Source organism: Paenibacillus sp. FSL E2-0178 (genome assembly GCF_038593005.1).
Classification (GTDB): domain Bacteria; phylum Bacillota; class Bacilli; order Paenibacillales; family Paenibacillaceae; genus Paenibacillus_AQ; species Paenibacillus_AQ phytohabitans.
In genome coordinates this window covers 2,748,619-2,770,287 of the sequence record NZ_CP151953.1, presented here as the reverse complement: position 1 = coordinate 2,770,287, position 21,669 = coordinate 2,748,619, and the positions used below count along the sequence as shown (strand labels likewise).

Sequence of the window (21,669 nt, the reverse complement as noted above, 5' to 3'; positions counted from 1 at the left end):
AGCCGGGTGTGGGCCAATTATATACTTGAGTTATCCAAATTGACCACAAGAGGTGACCACAGATGAACCGTTCCACAACGACTTTAGCCGAAGCGGCTCCATTGCCGAGAAAAAGCTCCTACTTTCGCAGCAGATGGAACGCTCCGCTTGCGGGCTATTTATTTATTGCGCCCTGGCTGATCGGGTTTCTGGCGCTGACGGCGTATCCGTTATTCTTATCGCTGTACTATTCGTTTACCGACTACACTTTGATGCAGCCGATGCAATGGATCGGGTCCCGCAATTATGAACGGATTTTTACGGCGGACCCGAAATTTATACAATCTGCCAAAGTAACCGTCATGTATGTGCTTGCATCCGTGCCCCTGAAGCTGGCAGCCGCTCTATTCGTTGCCATGATTCTCAGCAAAGCGGTGAGAGGAATTAGTGCTTACCGTACGGCGATCTATTTCCCGTCGCTTATCGGCGGCAGCATCGGGGTCTCCCTGCTCTGGCGTAACATTTTCGGAGTAGAAGGGATTTTTAACAAGCTGATTGCTGTGTTTGGAATAGAGGGGAAAAGCTGGATTACCAATCCGGACACAGCTCTTGGCACATTGATTCTGCTGACCGTCTGGCAATTCGGCTCCACCATGGTAATCTTTCTCGCAGGACTGAAGCAGATCCCGAATGATCTCTACGAGGCATCCTCGGTTGACGGGGCCAGCAAGAGAACGCAATTCTTCAGAATCACCCTGCCGATGCTGTCACCGATCCTCTACTTCAACCTGATCATGGCTGTCATTGGCGCCTTCCAGATGTTCACTTCCGCTTTTGTGATTACGAACGGAGGGCCGATGAACTCCACTTATGTCTATGCAATGTATCTGTATGAGAGGGCCTTCAGCCGTTACGAGCTGGGTTACGCTTCCGCACTGGCCTGGATTATGCTGGTCGCCATCGTTGCAGCAACCGTCCTGATCTCCTACACCTCGAAGTATTGGGTATTCTATGAAACAGACACTGGAGGGAAACAACGTAAATGACAACATTGAAATGGAAGCCGGCAATCCGTCATCTGTTCATGATTCTCTTCAGCTTCGTCATGGTCTATCCGATTGTCTGGTGGATTGGAGCTTCCCTGAAAGACAGCACCGAGCTTAGCTCACCGGGAATCTTCCCGGCGGTCCCGCATTGGGACAACTTCACCAAGGGCTGGAATTCGGTTCCCGGCCACACTTTTACAGATTTCTATCTCAACACCTTCGGGCTTGAAATTGCTGTCATTATTGCAACCCTGTTATCCTGTACGCTGGTTGCCTTTGGTTTCGCGAGACTGGATTTTCCGCTGAAGAATTTCTGGTTTTCGATTCTGATGCTGACCCTGATGATGCCCGGACAGGTGCTGATCATCCCGCAATATGCTTTATTTTATCAGCTGGGCTGGGTCAATACGTATTTACCGTTTATCATTCCCCATCTGCTGGCGGGCGGGGCGGGCGGGAGCTTCTTCGTCTTCCTGCTGATCCAGTTCATCCGCGGTGTTCCAAGAGAGCTTGATGAATCAGCCAAAATCGACGGATGCTCCTGGTTCGGCATCTTCTGGAGAGTCGTTATGCCGCTGGCTTTCCCGGCGATTGTTACGGTGACCATCTTCTGCTTCCTGTGGAACTGGGATGATTTCCTGGGCCATCTCCTGTACATCAACACGGTGGATAAGTATACAGTCGGCCTTGCGCTGCGCATGATCAACGATTCCCAATCTGCGGCGGAGTGGGGCCAGCTTCTTGCTATGTCGCTTGTATCCATTCTTCCGGCTACTATTGTCTTCATGTTCCTGCAGAAGTATTTCGTAGACGGGATTGCGACAACAGGAATAAAGGGATAAGATGTAAAAAAACATCAGTCACATAACGGTAAAGCGCCCGAGCCTCATTCGCAGCTTTACCGTTTCTTTCGTGTGAACCGGAAGTGAAGGAAGGTACGGACTTGACCAATCCTTTTAAAAAATTCAGAATCGACCGCCTGTTTTTCCACAGCTTTGCTATTGTGCTCATTCTAGTAATCGCAGTTACAGCATGGACAAGCTACAGCAATTCATCCAAAGCCCTCGTGCAGACGACCTCCCATTACCAGCAGCGGCTGCTGGACGAACTGAATAATGAAATTACAACGCGGCTGGATATGATTGAGCAGATTTCACTGTCCAGCTCACGGGACAACGAACTGACCACTTTTCTCCGGAACAGGCAGGATGATTTCGAGCGCTACCGCAGGCGTGTAGGCGTAGAAAGTGCGCTCGCCAATCTGACCTATGCCATTCCTTTAATTCAGGGAATTGATCTGTATATGGATGAGCCTATGCCGAGTGAGAGCCAAAGCTACATCCAGTTCCGGAATATTATTGATCTGGATAAGCAGGAATGGTCCAAGCGTCTGGTGAAAAGCGATTTCGCCTGGTCCGGGGAATATACCATTCCCAGCTTTCAGGGGGACGTCCCGGTGCTTAGCTTCGCCCGGAAAATCATGTATGAGAATGACTATCTGGGCGTGCTCGTCGTCCACATTAAGGCCAAGGAAATCCGGCAGCTGCTGACCGGCAATTCCTCCGGGTCAAACCGTATCATGGCCGACAGCGAAGGGAAGCAGATTCTGAGGATCGGGGAGACGCTCGAACAGAACGAGTGGTCTAAGTGGATCGATCTCAAGAGTAAGAAGTCGGGGTATGTGCATATTCCGGGCAAAGCAGGTGCCGGCAACACTCTGCTGGTCTATTCCCGAATGGATAACTCCATCTGGACGCTGATCGAATTCACGTCATGGAAGCAGATTACGGCAAGCAGTCTGAAGCTCGCAGAGTGGATTGGCCTGATCGGTATTGCAGCGATCCTGCTGGTGCTGCTGCTGACTCACTATCTGAGCAAGCAGTTTACCAAGCCGATCAAACAGCTTGTAAGCGCTATGAAGATGTACTCTGTTGGAGGGCATAAAGAGGAGCTGCCCACAGATTATGAGAACGAATTCGGTTATTTATTCTCCGGCTACCGTAAGCAGAATGAGCGGATTGAGGAGCTGTATCTCTCGCTGGAACGGCGTTATGAGCAGCAGCGGAAAGCTGAGATTGAAGCGCTGCAGGCCAATATCAATCCCCATTTCCTCTATAATATGCTGGATCAGCTGAACTGGATGGCAATCGATGCCGGGCAGGAGGAGCTCAGCCGGATTCTGGAGCTGATGGGACAGATGTTCCGGATCGGCTTATCCAACGGGGCGAGCTTCATTAAGCTCTCTGAAGAGCTGCTGCACATCCGGTGTTATCTCGAAATCCAGCAGCTCCGCTGGGGGGGAGGGCTGGAATACAAGATAGAGGCAGCCCCGGAGCTGCAGGATGTGTACATCCCGAAGCTTACCCTGCAGCCGTTCGTGGAGAATTCAATCGTACACGGATTCAATAAGCAGAGCAGCGGTGTTGTATCTGTCTATATAGGCAGAGCGGAGGAGACGCTGCAGATTATTATTGATGATAACGGAGCAGGCTTGAAGCAGCCGGAGGAGCGGCCGCGTAACCGCCATACCGGCGGCTATGGCATTCGCAATGTGCGGGAGAGAATTGCCGGATATTTCGGCAATGACTATGGGGTTACATTGAAGGAACGTGAAGAAGGCGGAACCAGAGTAGAGGTGAGTCTGCCTCTGCTTACAGAGGCCCCGGGGCAGCGGCTAAGCGAGCATAGAAAGAGCTAAGTGGAAGGCAGAAGTGGCAGCGCTTCCCTCGCTGTGCAGGGCAGATAACGTTGCAGCGGATAGTGATAGCAAGGAAGCTTAAGGAGGCAGAGACGATGTGGAAAATCGCCATTATTGATGATGAGCGCCAGGTCCTCCAGGGGATGAAGCGGGCGATCCCATGGGATGAGCTGGATGCAGAATGGGCCGGGGAAGCACTTAACGGGGAGGATGGCCTGGAGATGATCCGCGCAGCCTGTCCGGATATTGTGATCACCGATATCTATATGCCTGTGATGAGCGGCCTTACGATGATGGAGCATCTGAGGAAGGAAGGCTTCAAGGGCAAGATTATTATTTTGAGCGGATATTCAGACTTTGAGCATGCCAGGCAAGCACTCAGGCTTCAAGTAAGTGACTATGTCTCCAAGCCGATCAGTCTGCCGACGCTTAAGTCGATACTGGGCAAGATCATTGAGGAGCTGATCAAGGAGGAGGAGGAGCGGATCAGACAGGGGGAGCTTGAGCTGAAGATGCTGCTGTATGAGCCCTTTGTCGAGAAAGAATGGGTTCGTTCCGCAGCAGTCGGCACCTTGGACCCCTCTTACCGGAACAATACCCGCCTGCCGCCTTCTTATCAGTATTGGCTGGAACGCAAGCATGCCACCATCGGTATTGAGCTGATCCGCGATGAGCGGGCCAGCTCCTTCTCTGTCTCCGACTGGAATCTGTTTCGCTTCGCCGTCAGCAATATTGCCTGTGAGGTTGCGCGCAGGTTTTTCACGGACATGGAATATACAGAGCTGAACAGCTATAGGGCATTATTAATTATTCATCCCGGGGAAGAGTGCGCGCACCGGCTGGAGGAGCTTGGGACCCGGCTGATCGACAGCATCAGCTCATACCTGAGGCTGGTAATACGTATCGGAATCGGGAGCCTGAAGGATACGTGGATGAAGATCCCCGAATCGACGGAAGAGGCCTTCCGCGCGATGGATCAGGGAGCCTTGCGGATGAATCCGGCTTATGAGGTGTATCAGTACCGGGAGAGCAGCAGCGGCGGGCAGGAGAGGGGGGCATTGTTTCCGGTCAAGTTCTCCTATAAGCTGGCTGCTGCGATGAAGGCTACACAGGAAGCCGAAGCGCAGCAGCTTGTAAGCGAATATGTCACCGAGCTGCAGAAACAGCAAGGGGTCTCCGCCGGCTACGTGCAGATGCTTGGCAGTGAACTGTGGGGAATCATAACCTACTCGCTGTATGAATCGGGACTGGTACTGGATGATCTGTTCACCAATGACCAGATTGCCAAAGAGATCGGCAATCTGGCAGTGCCCGACCAGCTGGCAGGCTGGTTATCCGCCAAAATAACCGCGATCTGCGCCAGCCGGCAATGGAAAGGCAGCAGCAAACACAGACAGGTTGTTGATTTCATGACCAGTTACATTCATGAGCACTATGCGGAAGAGCTTACGCTGGCGGATCTGTCAGACAAGGTATATATCTCGCGGAATCATCTGTCCATTATATTCAAGAATATTACCGGGGAGACCTTCAACAATTACCTGACCCGGGTGCGGATTGAGAAAGCAAGAGAGCTGTTAATGGAACGGAAGATGCTGGTCTACGAAGTGGCGGAACGGGTAGGCTACAAAAACATCCCTTACTTCAGCACACTGTTCAAGAAAATTACCGGCATGAACCCTACAGAGCTGATCAACTAAGTAAAGCGTAAATGTAACATTCGGAAATTCGGGAGCGTGAGAGATTATGATTCGCATAGCTATAATCGGTACGGGTTCAATAGCGGCTGTTCATCTGCAGGCCTTCGCCTTGTTTGCAGACCGCTGCACAGTAGTTGCGCTGGCAGACAACCGGAAAGAGCGGGCTGATGCGCTCCGGGACCGATTCCGGCTGGAGAGCAGGTTTGTACAGGATTACCGCGAATTGCTTAACGATGAGGAAGTGGATATGGTGTCCATCTGCACACCCCCTCATTCCCATGCGCAGATTGCTGCCGACTTCCTGTGGGCTGGCAAGCATGTGCTGGTGGAGAAGCCTATGGCACTGTCGCTTGAAGAGTGCGACCGCATGCTGGCTGCGGCGGCTGAATCGGGCCGTATCCTGTCCGTCGTCGGACAGAACCGTTTCCTGGATTCCAACAGGAGATTGAAGGCTACACTGGACTCCGGATTATTGGGCAGGATTGTACATGCCCAGGCGGATTCCTTCTGGTGGAGAGGGCAGAGCTACTATGATGTATGGTGGAGGGGAACCTGGGAGGCAGAAGGGGGAGGCTCTACGCTGGGCCATGGAGTACATCAAATGGATCTGCTGCTGTGGATGATCGGCATGCCGGAGACCGTTCAGGCAGTCATCCGGAATACCTCGCATGACAAGTCGCAGCTGGAGGATCTGTCAATCGCCATTCTGTCTTATCCGGGAGGCGGCTTGGCCCAGATTACCAGCTCCATCGTTCATCACGGAGAAGAACAGCAGCTGGTGTTCCAGGGGGAGAAGGCGCGTATCTCAGCACCCTGGAAGGTGTATGCCTCTTCTTCGCGTGACAATGGATTCCCGGAGCGGAATACCGGGCTGGAGGAAGAGATCGAGCGGTATTACAGCAGCATAGGCCCCCTGCAATATACGGGACATGCCGGACAAATTGACGATATGCTGAAAGCGATCGAGGACCCGGCGCAGCGTGTTCTGATTGACGGGCATGAAGGAAGGAAGACGCTGGAGCTGGTCACCGCCATCTATGAAGCCTCGATTACCGGGCGGCCGGTAACTCTTCCATTAACTAAGGACAGTATGCTGTACACGAGGGACGGTATTCTCGCCCATGCTCCACGATTTCCTGTTGGCAGTTGATAAGGGAGGTAAGAATATGACAGTTAAGTTCAGTATTATCGGCGGTGCGGGCTTCCGCGCCCAATATTTCCTCAGAATCGCCCGTTCCATGCCGGACCGCTTTCAGATTAGCGGGCTTGTAGTAAGGGATGCCGCCAAAGGCAGAGCCATGGAAGAAGCATGGGGGGTTCAGACTTACCGTTCTCTTGAAGAACTGCTTACGAGCGAAACCCCGGATTTCGTACTGGTCTCGGTCAGCGGCCGGGACTCTCTGGATTATTTGTACCGCCTGGCAGAGCGCGGTATACCGGCGCTGACGGAGACGCCGCCAGCCCCAAGTCTGGCGGAGCTTGAGCAGCTGCACAAGGAACTGACTATGCACGGAGCGCGGATTCAGGTTGCCGAGCAGTATCCGTATCATCCGGTGCAAGAGGCGCGGCTGTCGCTGATCCGCTCGGGCAGGCTCGGACGGATCACGGAAACAACGGTATCCGTTTCGCAAATGTATCATGGAGCAAGCCTGATCCGCAGAATGCTCGGCATTGAGTTCGAGGAGGCCAATATTAGGGCTATGCGGTTCGGGTCCCGCTGGGTTAACGGCCCTACCCGCAGCGGCCCTCCGGCCAAGGACAAGCTGATTCCTCTGCAAAGGGATCTGGCCTGGCTGGATTTCGGAGACCGGCTGGGGATTTACGACTTCACCAAGGATCAGCACCGTTCCTGGACCCGTTCGAATCACCTCTCCGTGCGCGGAGAACGGGGAGAAATCTTCGATAACCGTGTGCTGATTCAGCAGGACAACCTGGTGCCGCTTCAGCTGGAGCTGAAGCGCATCAACAAGGGGGAACAGGAGAATGCCGAAGGCTATTATCTTCAAGGGATAATCTGCGGCGAACAATGGCTCTACAACAATCCGTTCACCCCTGCCAGATTATATGATGATGAGATCGCGATTGCGGCTTGCCTGGACAAGATGTCCGCCTATGCCGCCGGCGGCCCCGGATTCTATGGACTGGACGAGGCCTCACAGGACGTGTACCTGGGATTGATGATTGAGCAGGCAATACAGACCGGGGAGACCGTAAGAGCAGAGTGCCAGTGCTGGGCGATTGAGAGATAAGGCGAGTTAATTCAATTCCACAAAGCCTGTATCAGCTAAGCTATTCAATGAGAGATTTCCTTGCGCGGGTGTGGTAGCAATTTCCGCCCTGCGGGAATCTCTTTCGTATTATTAGGTCAGCCAGAAACTTCTGGTTGGCCTATTTATTTGTGTTTTTGACACTGGTAAGATGCTTCTTTCTTAGCAAAATGATTAAGACTATAGAGTGAATCTGCGGTTAATCCAAAATTTTATATTAAATTTACAATTTTAAAGGAATAATTATCCAGAATAAGATATAATATGATCTGTGTTATATTTCTCATTTAATAAGATGTGGAGGTTGAAATGATGAGGAGAACTGTCAATAAATGCATCCGTCTCTCTTTAATCGGAATCCTTGTTGCGGGTGCAGCCAGTCTGGGGGCAAGTACTACGAAGGCCTATGCAGCAGATAACTTCACCTTGGCAGCAGGGAATAACTCTGCCTTGTCCGTGGCTCTGTTCGCTCAGCCGCCATGGCCGCCCAATGTAACTGTAGATGATATTGCCAACACCATTACAGGTGCGAACGAGAAGATGGAATATTCCACCGATGGGGGCTTGAATTGGACATCCTATGATCCAGTCAACCCGCCGGTCTTCTACGGTGCGGTAACGGTGCTGGTGCGGATAGCTGGAGACAGCGTGAATTACATTCCGGCAGGGTTCATCACAACGCTGACCTTTACGCCGGATTAATATCAGCTCCATTATAGAACAGCAGGGGTATTGGTCCCGCGCCAGTTGCCGGAGGCCAACGATATCATTGACGCTGGTGAGCAGCACGAACTATAATCTATAAAAAGGATGAAGCACATCCCGTACTCATGGATCTTTGGGTGCGGGGTTTTTTTGTGCAGAGAAGGAGGCAGGAATGGGGTTCGCTGAAGAGCATCACCAATGGCTGGAGTATCACAAGAAACGGAGAACCGGGGAACGTCTGGACCGTCTGGAACGGGGACACCGGCATGGCGAGCAAATGTTTGTGGAGCGGGTGTGGTGGCCGATTTTCGGGAATATGGACGATCTTCATCCGGAGTATGAGGTTGCGGATTGGCGGGGAAGACCCTATTTTGTTGACTTTGTATGGAAGCCGGGTCAGGTTAAGGTAGCTATCGAGGTGAAAGGGTACGGGCCGCATGTTCAGAATACAGACCGGACCAGATACCGCCAGGAACTTAACAGGGAAACGTATCTGCAAATTGCCGGGTACCGTGTGGTTGCGATCCCTTATGATGATTTGGAATCATCGCCGGAGCTGACAATTTCTCTGCTGAAAGCCTTACTTACTCCATGTTTGTTGAAAAATACGGATGAAGGAAGCCGGCAATATACGAGGATAGAGTTGGATATTCTGCGGATTGCCAGCCGTAAGAACGGGTTCCTCCGGCCAGTGGAGGTGGTGAACGAACTTGCGATTGATCAACGTACAGTAAAGAAATATATGAATTCTCTATGTGAAAAAGGTAAGTTTAAACCTGTGTTGGTGCAGGGGGGCAACAGAGTGTGCCGGTATGAGCTTATTCCATCTTTTATGGACATAGAGTTATGGTAGAGTACTAACGCTAGAGGGATAAATCCCACTAATGCCGCCCCGACTGGGCGAAATGCTGAAATTAGAGGGATAAATCCCACTAATGCCGCTCCAACGGGGCGAAAGGCTGGAATTAGAGGGATAAATCCCACTAATGCCGCCCCGACTGGGCGGAATGCTGGAATTAGAGGGATAAATCCCACTAATGCCGCCCCGACTGGGCGAAATGCTGAAATTAGAGGGATAAATCCCACTAATGCCGCTCCAACGAGGCGAAATGCTGGAATTAGAGGGATAAATCCCACTAATGCCGCCCTAACCGGGTGAAATGCTGGAATTAGAGGGATAAATCCCACTAATGCCGCTCCAAGTGGGCGAGGAAAGGCTGGAATTAGAGGGATAAATCCCACTAATGCCGCTCCAAGTGGGCGAAAGGCTGGAATTAGAGGGATAAATCCCGCTAATGCCGCCCCAAACGGGCGGAATGCTGGAATTAGAGGGATAAATCCCACTAATGCCGCTCCAAGTGGGTGAAAGGCTGAAATTAGAGGGATAAATCCCACTAATGCCGCTCCAAGTGGGCGAAAGGCTGGAATTAGAGGGATAAATCCCGCTAATGCCGCCACATTCGGTTGGCACGCCGAAATTAGAGGGATAAATCCCACTAATTCCGCCAAAAACGGGCGTCAGGTGGCACTGAGGGGCAACTGCTCCGCCGCTGCCCTCCTCTTCATCTGCTGCCCCCGCTCACTCTCCTCCGCTCACTCTCCCCCGCTCACTCTCCTCCGCTCACTCTCCCCCGCTCACTCTCCCCCGCTCACTCCCCCGCAACCGGCAGCTTGATCGTAAACGCCGAGCCTTGCCCCGGCTCGCTGCGCACCTCAATGGTTCCCTTGCTTAAGCTGATGATGCGCGCGGTCAGCGGCAGGCCGAGGCCGTTGCCTCCGGCGGCGCGGGCGGGGTCGCCCTGGTAGAATTTCTCGAAGATATGCTTACGCACCTTCGGAGTCATGCCGATCCCGGTGTCGGAGATCATTACGGAGATCCAGGAGCTGTCCGCTTGAATGGAGACCGAAATTTCCCCGCCCTCCGGTGTGAATTTGATCGCATTGCCAAGCACATTGAGCCACACCTGCATCATCAGCTCTTCATTTCCATAATAGCGCTGCTCCTCCAGGTCGAGATTAAGATTAAGCTGCTTGGCAGACCAGAGGGACTCCAGCAGCAACAGCGCCTGGCGGAGCTGCTCATCCAGAGGGTATTCAGCCAGCTCGGTAAGCATTTCCTGATTTTCGAGCTTGGATATTTTGAGGATATTGCCGGACAGATTGGACAGCTGACGTGAGCTCTCGATGATCATCCCGGTGTATTCGTCATGCTCCTCTTTGCTCAGGTTCTCTTCCTGCAGAAGCATGGCGTAGCCTTCGATAGCTGCAATAGGGGTCTTGAACTCATGAGACACATTGACAACGAAATCATTCCGCAGGGTCTCGATGCTGCGCAGCTCCTGGACCATGAGGTTGAAGTGATGTGCCACCTCACTGATCTCATTGACGCGGTGCGACTCATTCAAATAGATATCGAAGTTGCCGCCTGCGATCTCCTTGGCCGCTTTGCTGAAGTCCGTAATCGGGGACAATATTTTGCGGCCTACCATAATGCTGATGGTGGTCCCGATGACCAGACTGAATAACACCATAGTCAGAATAGGCGGGAAGGGGTTCCCGTGCTCCCAGGTGTTATTTTCTACCCGGAAATACAGGAAGGCCAGCACAGCCATAATGAAGACAAACGACAGAATGATGATAAATACCATGGATACAAAATACCACCACAGGCCGCTGTTTTTGCCGCTCCTCATCCCCGTTTCACCGCCTTATAGCCAAGCCCCCTGACGGTGACGATTTCAAAATCAGCGCTATCCCTGAATCGCTCACGCAGGCGGTTAATATGAACCACCACCGTATGCTCATCGGATTCGGAATCCATCCCCCATATTTCATCCATCAGCTGCTGCTTGGTGAAGATTTTATTGGGATAAGAGATCATTTTATAGAGGAGATAGAATTCCTTCTGCGGAAGCAGGATACTCTCAAGCCCCTGAATTACAGTTAACGTATCATAATCCAGCACGGTTTCTCCCCATTCAATTTTGCGCTCGCTGATGATTTTGGCCCGGCGCAGCAGCGCCCCGACACGCAGGATCATCTCATTCACATTGATCGGCTTGACCATATAATCATCGATCCCGACGAGGAAGCCCTGCTGCTTATCGGCAAAATTCTCCCGTGCGGTCACCATAAGAATGGGAAGCTGCTGATTGTTGTCCCTAAGCGTCCGCGTCAGCTCGAAGCCATCCATCCGGGGCATCATAATATCGCAGATAATCAGATCAATATATTCCTTATCCAGCACGTCCAGCGCATCCTCGCCATTCACGGCCGGCAAGGCCTGGTATCCATTTCTGGTGAGCACGGTACAGAAAAGCTGGCGTAACTTGGCATCATCCTCAACCACAAGAATATTAAACATAAGGTCTCCTCCTGGAACGGTTCCATGTTATTCAACGTATAGCTTGTTTATATGGTTATGGGTTCCCCGCAAAGTACCGGAGTAACCCTCGAAGCCAAAGCACCACTTTGTGGGGTTATTTTAGTATACCTCATCAAGATCAAGCCAGTCTCAACTGGGAGTTTAGGTTTAGTTTATATTGGGCGGCTATACTGGGGTACAGTAAGACTAGAAGATTTCAGAGAGACTAATGATTACAGGGATGGAAAGGGAGATCGGACAATGCTGCAATTAAAAAACATCACCAAGAGCTACAAGACCGGCGAATTTACACAGGTTGCACTGGATAAAGTGAATCTCAATTTCAGGGAAAGTGAATTCGTCGCGATTCTCGGCCAAAGCGGCTCGGGCAAGACCACGCTGCTGAATATCGTCGGCGGGCTCGATCAGTATGACAGCGGAGAGCTGATCATCAACGGCCAATCGACAGAACGCTTCAAAGACAGCGAGTGGGATGCGTACCGTAATAATAGTGTCGGCTTTATTTTTCAAAGCTATAATCTGATCTCACATCTGAGCATTACAGACAACGTGGAGATGGGGATGACGCTCAGCGGGATAGCTTCAGCCGAGAAGCACCGCAAGGCGCTTGAAGTACTGGAGAAGGTTGGACTGAAGGATCATGTGCACAAAAAGCCGAATCAGCTGTCAGGCGGACAGATGCAGCGTGTAGCAATTGCCCGTGCGCTGGCGAACAATCCGGACATTATCCTGGCGGATGAGCCTACAGGTGCCTTGGATTCAGAGACCAGTGAGCAGATCATGGAGCTGATCAAGACCATTGCGGAGGATAAGCTGGTGATCATGGTTACCCATAATCCGGAGCTGGCAGAGAGCTATGCAGACCGCGTCATCCGCTTCTCGGACGGTCATGCGATCTCGGACAGCAATCCGCTGGCCACGCAGAAGACCTCAAGTGCGTATAAGCTGAAGCAAACGAGCATGAGCTTTTTCACAGCACTGAAATTATCCGGTAAAAATATCGCCACCAAGAAATGGCGTACGGGGTTGACCGCTTTTGCCTCAAGTATCGGAATTATTGGCATCGCGCTGATCCTGTCCTTATCCAACGGCTTCGATAAACAGATCAGCTCGTATGAAACCGGGGCCTTGTCCAACTTCCCGATCTCTATTAACCAGACGGCGATTAATTTGCAGAATGCAGGTCCTCCGGGTCAAGAGTCAACGGAACTTACCTCATATCCGGCAGATAAAAAGCTCTATCCGTATGACCCCACCGTGAATTCAGCAATGCATACGAATGTGCTGACCCCGGAGTATATCGAGTATCTGGATGGAATCGATCCGAAGCTGATTGACGGCGTCTCTTATACCCGTACCGTGAATATGAACTGGCTGGTTATGGATGGGGACAAGGCAACCACGCTGGATAAAAGCAATATCACTGTAGCCCCATATCCAAGCAAACAGGGCAGTGCCTCGGGAAGCTATCTGGAGCAGTACTATGACCTGCTGGAAGGATCATTTCCCACAGAGAAGACCGATCTTGTGCTCATCGTGGATGAATACAACCGTCTGACCGATGCAGCAGTGGATGCTCTGGGGCTGGATTATGAAGCGGAGAGCATCAATCTGAGCGATCTTGTCGGAACTCAATTGAAGCTGGTAATGAACAATGATTATTATAAGAAAAATGGCGAGCAGTTTGTTGTCAATGGAACAGCTGCTGATCTGACCGCTCTCTACAACAGTCCTAATGCCGTGACGCTGAACATTGTTGGTGTTCTGCGCGGGCAGGAAGGTTCCAGCATTTCTACGCTGTCTCCCGGCATTGTCTATTCCGATGAGCTGGCCGCTACGTTCATTGCCGATGCACAGAAATCTGAGATTGTACTTGCACAGGAAGCCGCAGATATCAATGTGTTGACAGGGCAGGCCTTGTCAGAAGGGGTAGCCGGCATGGGTTCAAGCGGCGCAATGGGCGGGTCACCACTCATGAACGCTGGTATGGCAGCAGCAGGCAGTATGGCTTCCTTAACTAAGGACGATGCACTTGCCGCTCTGGGGGCAACTGAAATTCCAAGCGCAGTCTCGCTGTACCCGATTGATTTCAGTGCCAAAGAATCCGTTACAGCCTATCTGGACAAATGGAATGAAGGGAAGGCAACGGAGGATCAGGTGCAGTATACCGATCTGGCGGCTATTGTCACCAACATTTCCGGCGGGATTATGGACGGAATTACGATGGTGCTGATTGCTTTTGCAGCAATTTCCCTCGTGGTGTCACTGATTATGATCGCGATCATCACTTACATTTCCGTTATGGAACGGACGAAGGAGATCGGCGTACTGCGTGCGCTGGGGGCCCGCAAGAAGGATATTACACGGGTCTTCAATGCCGAGACCTTCATTATCGGGGCTTGCTCGGGGATTCTGGGGATCGGCATTACCTATCTGCTGACCATTCCGGTTAACGCGATTCTGTATAACCTGACCGAGCTGAAGAATGTGGCTCAGCTTAACCCGCTGCATGCGCTCATTCTAGGTGTGATCAGCGTCCTGCTGACCATGCTCGGCGGTGCGATTCCGGCCAAGATGGCAGCGAAGAAGGACCCGGTTGCTGCACTGCGCAGTGAATAATCAGGCTTAGTCCTGATCCATCTGAATGAAATGAAATGCTGAAAGAACCAAGGGAATCCGTTCCTTTGGTTCTTTTGTGCGTTAATTGCCATTAATCACAGACAAGCAAGAAATGCATGGGATAAAATAACATAAATGAGAGTTATTCAAGTGCACAGGAGGGATCGAATGAAAACGAGAAATATCATCCAAATCATTGCGTGTTTTGTTGGACTGGCGGCTGTGATTACAATGCATGATATGTTCAAGAATCAGAATCTGAGGATAGTGTTGTCTTTAGCCATCGCTGTTGCCGCTGCCTACCTCATTTCAAGAAGCGCCATTCCGAAGCAGGTATCCGCCAGAACCATGAACGTGGTATTAGCGTCATTTTTTGTATTTACTTGTCTGTATCATATCCTGCTCTCCGCAGCATTAGGGCAGAGTATATTCGCTAATTACTTTTGGGGTTTCTTATGCGTGATCTATTTGCTGGCCTGGCTGCGTGTCCGGCAAGACCAGAAGGGCTAACTGCCGGGCTCTGCTTAAACCGATCAGCCAGGAAACGGATTACTCCGCAGAAGGCAGCTGGGCGCGCGTGGACTTCTTTTTGTTAATCTCCTTGGACAGCTCTAAATGCTGCTGGGAGATTTTTTTGAGTTCTGCCTGTAATTTGGTGATCCGGCTCATTTTGCTGCTAAGTGCGCTGGGGGAAGTGCTTAATTTGCAGTCTTTTTCGATCTGGTTAATTTTGAGCCGGGTCTTGTGGGTCTTCTTCTGTAGCTCTGCTATACCCGATTCCATCTCTGTGATTTCCTGATTTAAGCGGTTAAGCATAGATTTCGTGAAGCTAATAGCCATCCGGGCACCTCTTACTCTTCTTCTATAATGTACAGCCAAGATATCATTGTACTACAAGCGTTTGGTTTATGCGAGGAATACAAAGAGATCAGCAGGTGTAATCCCGCTGATCTCTTGAGCATGCTATTTGATATTAGACTTCCTTGGCAACAACCGTCTTAAGCTTCATTTCGGGTTCTTTCTCCGATGCATGGCCTACCTTCTTGATGAAGAAGGAGAGCAGCAGGCCGATGATGCCGATACCCACGATGACCAGATACGCATCATTGATACCCTGGATGGAAGCTGCTGTAATCATATGTTCCTTGGTGTCTTGTACACCACTTACCATCATATCCTTCATGTGGGTAGTGGTACGGCTGGTCATTACGGTAACCAGCAGGGAAGTACCCACAGCGCCGGCCACTTGTCTTACAGTATTCGAAATGGCTGTACCATGCGAATTAAGCTTGGATGGCAGCTGGTTCAGCCCGAGGGTCTGAATCGGCATGAGCAGCAGCGCCATCCCGATCCGGCGTCCGGTGGACATGAGCATCAGAAAGGCATAGCTTGTCGAGTCGGTCAGATTCACGAAGCTCAGGGTAGCGAGGATCGTGATCAGCAGGCCGATAATGGCCAGCCATTTCGCACCGAAGCGGTCAAACAGCTTGCCGGTAACCGGCATGAGCAAGCCCATAATGACTGCACCGGGAAGCAGCAGCAGGCCGGATTCCATCGCTGTGAAGCCGCGGGCGTTCTGCAGGTAGAGCGGCAGCAGCATCATATCTGCATACATTACAATCGTAACCATGACGCTGATAACAGTGGTCAGGGAGAACATATTATATTTGAAGGCCCGCAGATCCAGCAGCGGGCTATCCGAAGCCAGCTGTCTCCATACGAACAAGCCGAGGGAAATCACACCTGCAGCCAGCGACAACAGCACCTCTGCGCTAGACCAGCCTGCGCTGGCGGCCCGGCTGAAGCCATACAGCAAGGTTCCGAATCCGATGGTGGACAAGGCTACGCTGGTTAAGTCGACTTTTGGATAAGAACGCTCTGCTACATTTCTCAGATAAATAAATCCGCATACGATAACGATGACTGTGAGTGGAAGCATGCCGTAGAACATAGTCTCCCAAGAGTAGTGTTCCATAATGTAACCGGCCAGTGTAGGGCCGATCGCCGGGGCGAAGATAATGGCCAGCCCGACCATACCCATGGCGGCGCCTCTTTTCTCACGCGGGAACAGGGTTAAAATGACATTGGTCAGCAGCGGCATAATAATACCGGCACCGGCTGCCTGAATCATACGTCCGGTAAGCAGAATCGGGAAGCTTGTCGCCATAGCGGAGACGACCGTTCCTGCGAAGAAGATAAACATAGATGCCTGGAACAGTTCACGTGTAGTGAAACGCTGCATCAGATAAGCTGTGATTGGAATCAGTACACCGTTAACCAGCATATAGCCGGTGGTCAGCCACTGGGCCGTTGCGGCCGTGATGTTGAAGTCATGCATTAACTCCGGTGTGGCAACGCTCATTATCGTCTGATTCAGTGTGGCCAGAAAGGCACCGAGAATCATTACGAAAAGAATAGGTCCCTTTTTGATGGAACTGTCTTTAATGTCTGTCTTGTTACTCACTATTCTCCATCCTTTCAAATCGCCGAATCATGGACTAAATTTACAGTGTGTTGTATAGTTTACAATGTATAAAGTAGATTATAGATGAAATTTTCATGTAATCAAGCAACGATTTCTGAAAAACTGTATATTAGTTTACGATTAAGACATTAATGTAGTTTATATAGGTGATAAACGACATTTTAACGAAAAGTGTAGTCTGCTATTTGAACGTTGAAGAATGGAGTGGTTAAAATGACGAAAACTCCCCCGCACACGGACCCTCGTGTCCTGCGTACACGCCAACTGCTGAGAGAGGCTGTAATTGATCTGATGGAAGAAATGAGCATTGAGAAAATTACGGTCAACCGCATCGCGGAACGGGCCAAAATTAACCGGGTGACCTTCTATCTGCATTACCGGGATATCCCCGATATGATGGAGAAGATGGCGGATGATATGGCCGAGGACGTGCTTCAAGTGGTAAGCGGTTATATGGGGAATGCTGAAGCGGCTGAAGGAGAGCAATGGCCGATGCTGGAGCGCCTGCTGACGCATATTGCGGAGAACGCGAAATTCTATAAAATTGTGCTAACGTCGCGGAAGAGTACGATATTCACCGATCGTCTGTTCAGGCTGATGGCTGATATCATTTCCACCCGGGTGGAGAGAAGATTGGCTACCCGCAACGCTTCGGAAGTTACGGTTCAGAAGGACATTGCCGTGTGGTACGGCTCTGCGGCCCTCATAGGTACGATTATCGCCTGGCTCCGGGAGGATATGCCGTATTCGCCGCAGTATCTGGCCAAACAGATCACTTCGCTGCGTTCGAGCTAAGGAAGGGTCCATATCCATAGGTCCAAGAACCGCCAATTCATTCCGCATATATATAGTAGATATCACTGTGCATTGCGAATCTATTGATATGAGGTGGTTCAGGTGAAGAGGCAGGCAGGTCCAAAACGGAAAAGGGTGCTTCCTGCAAAGCGCCAGGCTGTGCCCGGAGTGAAACGCAGAGTGAAGGCACAGACCGTCGAATTTGCGGTGTTTGGCGACAGCCATGTAGGATACGGAAACAGCTTGAGTATTTTTAAAAGTCTTTTGCCCAAAGCAGTGGGCAGCGGCAATAAACGCTTTATTATCTTTGGCGGAGATAATGCACAGGCAGGAGCGGATCACGGGAATAATGCGAACGCGTATTACAAAGACTTCAAGGATACAGTAACAAGCACGCTTGGAAGCATTCCGTATAAGGCCTCTATAGGAAATTGGGAGGCAAGCACCCGGTCCCTATTTACGCAATACTTGGGGGCGGTTACCGGACAGATGAATTTCCCGGGCACACAGGGTAAGGTGAAATATGTATGGCTTGATTGTGCTCTGGGACAATTCACTCCGGCGAGTATCAATCTGCTGCGCAATCTGGATGACCGTTATTTCTATATTATTGATTTTCACTGGCCGCTAAGAGTGCAGGGGATCACGGTTGAATCCAGCCATGTGCTCAGCGCTGCGGAGACATCCAGGTTCTTCTCGGCAATTCCGGTAAAAGCCAGAGACAAGGTCCTGGCTATCTTCACACATCATGGACATAAATTCTACCGGAAGCTTAGCAATATTAATCCGGGATACCCACGGACGAAATTCTTCGTGTGCGGCTGCTCCGGGGATTATAAATGCAAGCCGGATGGAAACATGGGTTACTATAATGCCAAATTAACCAGCAGCGGCTCCGGATATAAAGTGGACGCGTATATTGCACACTGAGTCTGCTCAGGCTCCGGGTTATATTTAGTAGAGGAAAGAGTGTTCCTGCGGGAGCATTCTTTTTTTGCAAATATGAGAATTTATATGTTTCACGTTATAAATTATCCTTCTATTTCTCGCTGAAACGGTACCGTCCTTTATAAGGACGGCAAAGCCGTTTCTACTTGCTATCTGGTAGGCATAGCTGACATACACTAAGGCCAAAATAAGCGGGATTTACTGTGTAATGGGGCAGATAAGCAAGTTGAAAGCAGTTTGTTTGGACGATAATTGTTTGTTTATAAGGTTTTCTTACATATATAACGTGTGTTTTAGGGTGGAAAATGGTTTATTGTGCGCTTAACTTAATTCATGTAATACTAAGTGACATCAAAGGCGCTGGCAACAAGTTAATCGGCAACTGAAGATAAGTTATCTGACATTGATAAGGGGAAAGGTGATGAGAGAATGACAACAAGAGGGTCTAAGAAATGGGCAAGCCCGGCAATAGCGGTGCTGATGGCCTCCACAATGCTGTTATCCGCGTGTTCTTCGAAGGAGGATACGGCGAGCGGCAATGCCGGTTCCGGGTCTCCTGAGCCTGCTACATTAAAGGTAGAGGTGTTCGACCGCGGGAATACGCCTTCCGGTTATACGATCTCTGACAGTTACCTGACCCGGCTTGTGCAGGAGCGGTTCGGTAAGCCGAACAACATTGATGTAGAGTTCGTTCCTGTTCCCCGCTCAGAGGAAATTCAGAAGCTGAATGTGCTGATGGCCAGCAAAAGCGAAGTGCCTGACATCGTGTTCACCTATGATTCGGGAACGTTCAACCGGTATGCCGAGCAGGGCGGGCTTACCGATCTTACAGAGCTAATTGATGAATATGCCCCGAACCTGAAGAAGTTCCTCGGCGAGGACACGCTGGCTTACGGACAATACAACGGCAAGCAGTTCGCGCTTCCGGGCAGAAGGCTTGTACTTGGCAAATACGCCGGATATGTCCGTCAGGATTGGCTGGATAAGCTGGGACTGCCGGCACCGACGAATACGGAAGAGCTCTACACTACACTTAAGGCCTTTAAGGAACAAGATCCTGGCAACACTGGCGGCAAGGTGATTCCGTTCGGAGTAAGTCTGGCAGCTGCGCAGTATGAACCGCTGATCTGGTCGTTCATTAAGCCGCTTACCGATGAGCAGCGGTATACGCTGACCCAGCAGCTGGGCTCAAGCGATTACCCGGCGCTGCTGCCGGGCTTCGAGGATGCGCTGAAATTCATGAATAAGCTCTATAATGAAGGGCTGATGAGCAAGGACTTCGGTCTGGATAAAGATAAAAAGCAGCTATGGCAGAGTCTGCAGAATGGTCTGGTAGGCTTCTATACAGAGGATGCCGGTGAGCCGTACTTCACCTGGAATGACTTCTATGAGAATCTGCAGACCAATGTGCCGGGTGCCTCGATTACTCCGGTGGATACCTTCACGAATGCGGCGGGTGAGCATGCCAAACCGGCCTATGCACCCAATGCTATGTATGTCATGATCCCGAAATCGAGCAGCAATGCTGTAGCAGCGCTGAAATATCTCGACTGGATGGCTTCGGATACGAACCTGTTCGATATTCAGTTCGGTGTGGAGAATGAGAACTATACTCTGGTGAACGGAGTTCCGGTTGTTAAACCGGACGCGACCTCTGAAATTACCGACCGCCTGTATAACTTTGGGGATATTGCGGTAATTGTTAACGGTAAATTCGCCGGTGATGATGCCAAGAATGAAGCGGCTTATATTGCCCAGACTCCCGAGAAGTTCCAGGCAGATATGAAGAAATCGGTTGAAATCTCGAATGTCGATACCATTCAGCCGGTACGGTTCGGCCATCCGATCGAGGCTGAAGCGAAATACGGAACGGCACTGGCCGACAAGTTCCAGGAAATCATCGTGAAGATGACCATGATTAAGCCGGAGCAGTTCGAGAGCACTTATGATTCGATGATCAAAGATTATATGGCGAGCGGCGGTCAGGCGATTCTCGATGAACGTACGGCAGCTTATAAGGAAATGACGTCCAAATAAACGGACGGAGCGTAGAAAGAGGACGGTATGCGCAAGTGGAGGCCGGTCACGGCCTCCAGCCGCTGCCGTATACAAAGGGCAGGAGAGGAGAGTGAAGGCAGTGAAGAACACGACTTACTTACGCAGAAACTGGCAGTTGTACGCTTTGCTTATGCTGCCGGTCATTTACTTCCTGATTTTTAAATACGGGCCGATGTACGGGGTACAGATTGCGTTCAAAGAATTTAACTTCTTTGAAGGTATCGCCGGCAGTGAATGGGTCGGGCTGGATATTTTCCGCGAGGTGTTTCAGAGTAATGATTTTTTCAAAGCACTGCGCAACACGCTGTTGCTCAATCTGCTGGATCTGATTATTTCTTTTCCCGCACCGCTGATTCTGGCAATTATGCTCTATGAGCTGCGGATCATCTGGTTCAAGAAATTCGCCCAGACCATTCTGTATGTCCCGCATTTCATCTCTTGGGTCATTATCGGCGGCATCGTGCTGCAGGTATTCGGCACAGAGTCAGGCTTCATTAACAACCTGCTGACCGGTATGGGGCTGGATGCTATTCCGTTTCTCTCCAATAAGCATTACTGGCTGATTACGTATTTGCTGGTCGGGGTGTGGCAAAGTGCAGGCTGGGGAACGATCCTGTACCTGGCAGCATTAACCGGCATCAACAAAGAGCTGTTCGAGGCTGCAGAGGTGGATGGCGCTGGCCGCTTCAAAAAAATCTTCCATATTTCTCTGCCGGGCATCAAAACAACGATTGCTACCCTGCTCATTATTAACCTGGGCAATATGATCTCCATTGGCTTTGACCGGCCGTTCATCGTCGGCAATGTAGCCGTCCGCGATTACTCCGAGGTGCTCAGTACCTTCGTATACCGTGTAGGCATTGAATCCGGACAAATCTCTCTGGCGACTGCAGTCGGGTTGTTCCAGGCGCTGGTAGGCCTGATCTTCCTGCTCGGTGCGAACTATGCATCCAAGAAGCTGGCGGATGAGAGCATACTCTAGCC

The 21,669-nt window shown here is 50.9% G+C and carries 18 protein-coding genes; 14 read left to right on the top strand and 4 right to left on the bottom strand.

The features are described from left to right. Positions 1–62: 62 nt before the first annotated feature. The 8 genes from MHI42_RS12135 to MHI42_RS12100 all read left to right on the top strand — a co-directional run bounded on the left by MHI42_RS12135 (position 63) and on the right by MHI42_RS12100 (position 9,248). Entirely contained in the window at positions 63–1,025 is a 963-nt protein-coding gene (locus MHI42_RS12135; protein WP_342423931.1) for a sugar ABC transporter permease, read from the top strand. Further along, positions 1,022–1,867, top strand: a complete 846-nt coding sequence (locus MHI42_RS12130) for a carbohydrate ABC transporter permease (RefSeq protein ID WP_342423930.1) — start codon at positions 1,022–1,024, stop codon at positions 1,865–1,867. Before MHI42_RS12135 ends, MHI42_RS12130 begins: the two co-directional genes overlap by 4 nt. Positions 1,868–1,968: 101 nt before the next feature. Next, positions 1,969–3,723 carry a sensor histidine kinase gene (locus tag MHI42_RS12125; protein WP_342423929.1) on the top strand — a complete coding sequence of 585 codons (1,755 nt, stop codon included), beginning with the start codon at positions 1,969–1,971 and terminating at the stop codon, positions 3,721–3,723. 95 nt (positions 3,724–3,818) lie between these two features. Further along, positions 3,819–5,423: a response regulator gene (locus MHI42_RS12120; RefSeq protein ID WP_342423928.1), complete on the top strand. Its 1,605-nt coding sequence runs from the start codon at positions 3,819–3,821 to the stop codon at positions 5,421–5,423. A 46-nt stretch (positions 5,424–5,469) separates the two neighbouring features. Then, the gene (locus tag MHI42_RS12115; RefSeq protein WP_342423927.1) at positions 5,470–6,573 is read left to right on the top strand and encodes a Gfo/Idh/MocA family oxidoreductase; all 1,104 of its coding nucleotides are present in this window, start codon (positions 5,470–5,472) and stop codon (positions 6,571–6,573) included. 16 nt (positions 6,574–6,589) lie between these two features. Further along, complete coding sequence (locus tag MHI42_RS12110; protein WP_342423926.1) at positions 6,590–7,672, top strand: Gfo/Idh/MocA family oxidoreductase; 1,083 nt, start codon at positions 6,590–6,592, stop codon at positions 7,670–7,672. A gap of 327 nt (positions 7,673–7,999) precedes the next feature. Beyond that, on the top strand, positions 8,000–8,392 hold the full coding sequence (locus MHI42_RS12105) for a DUF4073 domain-containing protein (RefSeq protein ID WP_342423925.1): 393 nt from the start codon (positions 8,000–8,002) through the stop codon (positions 8,390–8,392). Between the two features lie 175 nt (positions 8,393–8,567). Then, positions 8,568–9,248 carry a hypothetical protein gene (locus MHI42_RS12100; protein ID WP_342423924.1) on the top strand — a complete coding sequence of 227 codons (681 nt, stop codon included), beginning with the start codon at positions 8,568–8,570 and terminating at the stop codon, positions 9,246–9,248. Positions 9,249–10,044: 796 nt separating this feature from the next. On the opposite strand, the gene MHI42_RS12095 is transcribed toward MHI42_RS12100, so the two are convergent. Continuing rightward, positions 10,045–11,088, bottom strand: a complete 1,044-nt coding sequence (locus MHI42_RS12095) for a HAMP domain-containing sensor histidine kinase (protein WP_042134756.1) — start codon at positions 11,086–11,088, stop codon at positions 10,045–10,047. Next, positions 11,085–11,759 (bottom strand): response regulator transcription factor, encoded by a 675-nt coding sequence (locus MHI42_RS12090; RefSeq protein WP_342423923.1) that lies wholly within the window; start codon positions 11,757–11,759, stop codon positions 11,085–11,087. The genes MHI42_RS12095 and MHI42_RS12090 overlap by 4 nt, the downstream gene beginning before the upstream one ends. Before the next feature lie 261 nt (positions 11,760–12,020). On the opposite strand from MHI42_RS12090, the gene MHI42_RS12085 reads away from it, so the two are divergent. Then, on the top strand, positions 12,021–14,399 hold the full coding sequence (locus MHI42_RS12085) for an ABC transporter ATP-binding protein/permease (protein ID WP_342423922.1): 2,379 nt from the start codon (positions 12,021–12,023) through the stop codon (positions 14,397–14,399). A gap of 168 nt (positions 14,400–14,567) precedes the next feature. Next, positions 14,568–14,909, top strand: coding sequence for a hypothetical protein (locus tag MHI42_RS12080; protein WP_342423921.1), 342 nt, complete (start codon positions 14,568–14,570; stop codon positions 14,907–14,909). A gap of 39 nt (positions 14,910–14,948) precedes the next feature. Here MHI42_RS12080 and MHI42_RS12075 read toward each other — a convergent pair whose 3' ends face one another. Both MHI42_RS12075 and MHI42_RS12070 read right to left on the bottom strand, forming a co-directional pair. Further along, a complete protein-coding gene (locus MHI42_RS12075; RefSeq protein WP_171717006.1) occupies positions 14,949–15,239 on the bottom strand; it encodes a hypothetical protein in 291 nt (96 codons plus the stop codon). Positions 15,240–15,372: 133 nt separating this feature from the next. Beyond that, positions 15,373–16,803, bottom strand: coding sequence for a DHA2 family efflux MFS transporter permease subunit (locus tag MHI42_RS12070; protein WP_171717061.1), 1,431 nt, complete (start codon positions 16,801–16,803; stop codon positions 15,373–15,375). Positions 16,804–17,097: 294 nt separating this feature from the next. Here MHI42_RS12070 and MHI42_RS12065 point away from each other — a divergent pair, with 294 nt between their 5' ends. The 4 genes from MHI42_RS12065 (at position 17,098) to MHI42_RS12050 (ending at position 21,667) form a co-directional block, all read left to right on the top strand. Then, positions 17,098–17,679, top strand: coding sequence for a TetR-like C-terminal domain-containing protein (locus MHI42_RS12065; protein WP_171717007.1), 582 nt, complete (start codon positions 17,098–17,100; stop codon positions 17,677–17,679). Positions 17,680–17,814: 135 nt separating this feature from the next. Then, on the top strand, positions 17,815–18,609 hold the full coding sequence (locus MHI42_RS12060; RefSeq protein ID WP_342423920.1) for a metallophosphoesterase: 795 nt from the start codon (positions 17,815–17,817) through the stop codon (positions 18,607–18,609). Positions 18,610–19,056: 447 nt separating this feature from the next. Beyond that, entirely contained in the window at positions 19,057–20,664 is a 1,608-nt protein-coding gene (locus tag MHI42_RS12055; protein WP_342423919.1) for an extracellular solute-binding protein, read from the top strand. Between the two features lie 100 nt (positions 20,665–20,764). Then, on the top strand, positions 20,765–21,667 hold the full coding sequence (locus MHI42_RS12050; protein WP_342423918.1) for an ABC transporter permease subunit: 903 nt from the start codon (positions 20,765–20,767) through the stop codon (positions 21,665–21,667). Positions 21,668–21,669 lie beyond the last annotated feature (2 nt).

Excerpts from the sequence above, each read along its gene's own strand:
- MHI42_RS12115 (WP_342423927.1), top strand. The coding sequence starts at position 5,470 with ATGATTCGCATAGCTATAATCGGTACGGGTTCAATAGCGGCTGTTCAT.
- MHI42_RS12105 (WP_342423925.1), top strand. The coding sequence starts at position 8,000 with ATGATGAGGAGAACTGTCAATAAATGCATCCGTCTCTCTTTAATCGGA.
- MHI42_RS12135 (WP_342423931.1), top strand. The coding sequence starts at position 63 with ATGAACCGTTCCACAACGACTTTAGCCGAAGCGGCTCCATTGCCGAGA.
- MHI42_RS12075 (WP_171717006.1), bottom strand. The coding sequence starts at position 15,239 with ATGGCTATTAGCTTCACGAAATCTATGCTTAACCGCTTAAATCAGGAA.
- MHI42_RS12090 (WP_342423923.1), bottom strand. The coding sequence starts at position 11,759 with ATGTTTAATATTCTTGTGGTTGAGGATGATGCCAAGTTACGCCAGCTT.
- MHI42_RS12100 (WP_342423924.1), top strand. The coding sequence starts at position 8,568 with ATGGGGTTCGCTGAAGAGCATCACCAATGGCTGGAGTATCACAAGAAA.
- MHI42_RS12095 (WP_042134756.1), bottom strand. The coding sequence starts at position 11,088 with ATGAGGAGCGGCAAAAACAGCGGCCTGTGGTGGTATTTTGTATCCATG.
- MHI42_RS12080 (WP_342423921.1), top strand. The coding sequence starts at position 14,568 with ATGAAAACGAGAAATATCATCCAAATCATTGCGTGTTTTGTTGGACTG.
- MHI42_RS12055 (WP_342423919.1), top strand. The coding sequence starts at position 19,057 with ATGACAACAAGAGGGTCTAAGAAATGGGCAAGCCCGGCAATAGCGGTG.
- MHI42_RS12085 (WP_342423922.1), top strand. The coding sequence starts at position 12,021 with ATGCTGCAATTAAAAAACATCACCAAGAGCTACAAGACCGGCGAATTT.
- MHI42_RS12070 (WP_171717061.1), bottom strand. The coding sequence starts at position 16,803 with ATGATTCTCGGTGCCTTTCTGGCCACACTGAATCAGACGATAATGAGC.
- MHI42_RS12065 (WP_171717007.1), top strand. The coding sequence starts at position 17,098 with ATGACGAAAACTCCCCCGCACACGGACCCTCGTGTCCTGCGTACACGC.
- MHI42_RS12120 (WP_342423928.1), top strand. The coding sequence starts at position 3,819 with ATGTGGAAAATCGCCATTATTGATGATGAGCGCCAGGTCCTCCAGGGG.
- MHI42_RS12130 (WP_342423930.1), top strand. The coding sequence starts at position 1,022 with ATGACAACATTGAAATGGAAGCCGGCAATCCGTCATCTGTTCATGATT.
- MHI42_RS12110 (WP_342423926.1), top strand. The coding sequence starts at position 6,590 with ATGACAGTTAAGTTCAGTATTATCGGCGGTGCGGGCTTCCGCGCCCAA.